The organism is Enterobacter cloacae complex sp. GF14B, from assembly GCF_004136805.1.
Taxonomy (GTDB): Bacteria; Pseudomonadota; Gammaproteobacteria; order Enterobacterales; family Enterobacteriaceae; genus Enterobacter; species Enterobacter hormaechei_C.
Genome location: NZ_QFRV01000179.1, coordinates 1 through 2,948 on the forward strand (window position 1 = coordinate 1; position 2,948 = coordinate 2,948).

Annotated in this window: 3 protein-coding genes and 1 pseudogene; 3 read left to right on the top strand and 1 reads right to left on the bottom strand. The window is 59.0% G+C overall.

Features of this window, described 5'->3' with window-relative positions:
- The 3 genes from alsS to DD606_RS24355 form a co-directional block, all read left to right on the top strand.
- Nucleotides 1-1,210, top strand: a 1,210-nt coding sequence (gene alsS / locus DD606_RS24345; RefSeq protein ID WP_129259354.1) for an acetolactate synthase AlsS, incomplete at its 5' end; no start/stop codon positions are given.
- A gap of 20 nt (nucleotides 1,211-1,230) precedes the next feature.
- Entirely contained in the window at nucleotides 1,231-2,001 is a 771-nt protein-coding gene (locus tag DD606_RS24350) for a (S)-acetoin forming diacetyl reductase (protein WP_003858846.1), read from the top strand.
- A gap of 137 nt (nucleotides 2,002-2,138) precedes the next feature.
- Nucleotides 2,139-2,612, top strand: a complete 474-nt coding sequence (locus DD606_RS24355; RefSeq protein ID WP_032608799.1) for a cold-shock protein — start codon at nucleotides 2,139-2,141, stop codon at nucleotides 2,610-2,612.
- Nucleotides 2,613-2,681: 69 nt separating this feature from the next.
- On the opposite strand, the pseudogene DD606_RS24360 reads toward DD606_RS24355, so the two are convergent.
- Nucleotides 2,682-2,948: pseudogene (locus DD606_RS24360) on the bottom strand (ABC transporter ATP-binding protein); the annotation flags it as partial.

The window sequence follows — 2,948 nt, forward strand, 5'->3', positions numbered from 1 at the left end:
GGGCGGGCCGGGCGGGGCGTTTGTCAGCCTGCCGCAGGATATTGTCGACCAGCCCACCACGGGGGCGATTTTACCCGCCAGCACCGCGGCGCTGATGGGCCCGGCGCCGGAGTCAGCCATCAACGAGGTGGCGAAGCTTATCGCGAAGGCCAAAAACCCGGTCATCTTACTCGGCCTGATGGCCAGCCAGCCCGCCAACAGCGCCGCGCTGCATAAGCTGCTGGAGAGAAGCCGTATTCCGGTCACCAGCACCTATCAGGCCGCCGGGGCGGTGAATCAGGAACACTTCACCCGCTTCGCCGGACGCGTCGGTCTGTTTAACAACCAGGCGGGCGATCGGCTCCTGCATCTGGCGGATCTGATCATCTGTATCGGTTACAGCCCGGTGGAATACGAGCCGTCCATGTGGAACAGCGGTGACGCCACCCTGGTGCACATTGACGTGCTGCCCGCCTATGAGGAGCGCAAGTATGTTCCCGATCTGGAACTGGTTGGGGATATTGCCGCCACGCTGAATCTGCTTGCCAGCCGAATCGAGCACAAGCTTGAACTCAGCCAGCGCGCCTCGGAAATTCTTGTCGATCGCCAGCATCAGCGGGACCTCCTCGACCGTCGCGGCGCATCGCTTAACCAGTTTGCCCTGCATCCGCTGCGCATCGTGCGCGCCATGCAGGACATCGTGAACAACGACGTGACGCTCACCGTCGACATGGGCAGCTTCCACATCTGGATCGCCCGCTACCTCTACAGCTTCCGCGCGCGTCAGGTGATGATCTCCAACGGTCAGCAGACCATGGGCGTGGCGCTGCCGTGGGCGATTGGCGCGTGGCTGGTTAACCCGGGGCGCAAGGTGGTGTCGGTCTCCGGGGACGGCGGCTTTTTGCAGTCGAGCATGGAGCTGGAAACCGCCGTACGCCTCAACGCCAATATTCTGCACATCATCTGGGTGGATAACGCCTACAACATGGTGGCCATCCAGGAAGAGAAAAAATACCAGCGTCTCTCCGGCGTGGAGTTCGGCCCGGTCGATTTCAAAGCCTATGCCGACGCGTTCGGCGCAAAAGGTTTTGCCGTCGAGAGTGCCGACGCGCTCGAACCGACGCTGCGTGCCGCAATGGATGTCGATGGCCCGGCCGTGGTGGCCATTCCCGTCGACTACAGCGATAACCCGCTGCTGATGGGCCAGCTCCATCTCAGCCAGATTTTGTGAATCAATATAAGGACAGAGAAATGCAAAAAGTGGCTCTCGTAACCGGCTCCGGCCAGGGGATTGGCAAAGCGATTGCGCTTCGCCTGGTGAAGGATGGTTTTGCCGTTGCTATTGCGGATTATAACGAAGAGACGGCGAAAGCGGTCGCGGATGAGATCACCCGCAACGGCGGGAAGGCCGTCGCCGTGAAGGTGGACGTCTCTGACCGCGAGCAGGTGTTCGCGGCGGTGGAAAAAGCCCGCACCGCGCTGGGCGGTTTTAACGTCATCGTCAATAACGCCGGGGTGGCGCCGTCCACGCCCATCGAATCCATCACGCCGGAGATTGTCGACAAGGTCTACAACATCAACGTGAAAGGGGTGATCTGGGGCATTCAGGCCGCAATTGACGCCTTCCGCAAAGAGGGGCACGGCGGCAAAATCATCAACGCCTGCTCCCAGGCGGGCCATACCGGCAACCCGGAACTGGCGGTCTACAGCTCCAGCAAGTTCGCGGTGCGTGGCTTAACCCAGACCGCTGCGCGGGATCTCGCGCCGCTGGGGATCACCGTTAACGCCTATTGCCCGGGCATCGTCAAAACGCCGATGTGGGCGGAAATCGACCGTCAGGTCTCCGAGGCGGCGGGTAAACCGCTCGGCTACGGGACAGAAACCTTTGCCAAACGCATTACGCTTGGCCGTCTGTCCGAGCCGGAAGATGTCGCCGCCTGCGTCTCATACCTCGCCGGGCCGGATTCCGACTACATGACTGGTCAGTCGCTGCTGATTGATGGTGGGATGGTGTTCAACTAAATACACAATACTAAAAAGCTCTGACATGAACTTTCCCCTGCTCCCGTGCAGGGGCTTTTTTTTGTCTCGTCAGCCATTGTGCATTACACTGCGCGCTGCAAAACTTTAGTCTTGAGATCTGACAGGCGGTAACAGCGATGAACGGTACAATCACAACGTGGTTTAAAGATAAAGGCTTTGGATTTATCAAAGATGAAAACGGCGACAACCGCTACTTTCATGTGATTAAGGTCGCCAACCCTGATCTGATTAAGAAAGATGCGGCGGTGACCTTCGAGCCAACCACCAACAGCAAAGGCCTTTCCGCGTATGCGGTGAAGGTGATCCCCGAAAGTAAGCACCTCTATATTGCAGGCGAGCGCGTGAAGCTTACCTCAATTAAATCCTTCGTGGTGTTCAGCGAAGAAGAGCCCGTTGATACTAAAATCGACAAAGAGAACGCGGTGCTGTCGGTGGGGCTGCTGATGAACAGCATCAAACCAAAAACCGAGAAAAAGCCGGGCGAAATGCGCACGGTGAAGAAGCTGGCGATCACTACCTTCCAGAACACGACGCTGATCTTCACTGAAGATGAGATCGACATCGATGCCACGGTGAAGCTGCTGAAGTAACGTTTTGCCGGGTGGCGGTTACGCCTTACCCGGCCTACAAAATGCGTGCGGCACTCGCCGCCGCACGGTTTACCCCATCCTGTGCTCGCCCCGCAACATTGCTTCACGGTCAAATACCCGCTGGATCTCCCCGTGCGCCATAAATGCCGCCCGGTCGGACATATGCGCAATCACGTCCGCATCGTGGCTCACCAGCAGGTAGGTCATGCCGTGCTGCGCCTTCAGGCGGTTGAGCAGGTTCAGGATCTCCGCCTGTACCGACATATCCAGCGCCGAGGTCGGTTCATCCAGCAGCAGAAGCTGCGGGCGCAGCAGCAGCGCGCGGGCAATGGCCAC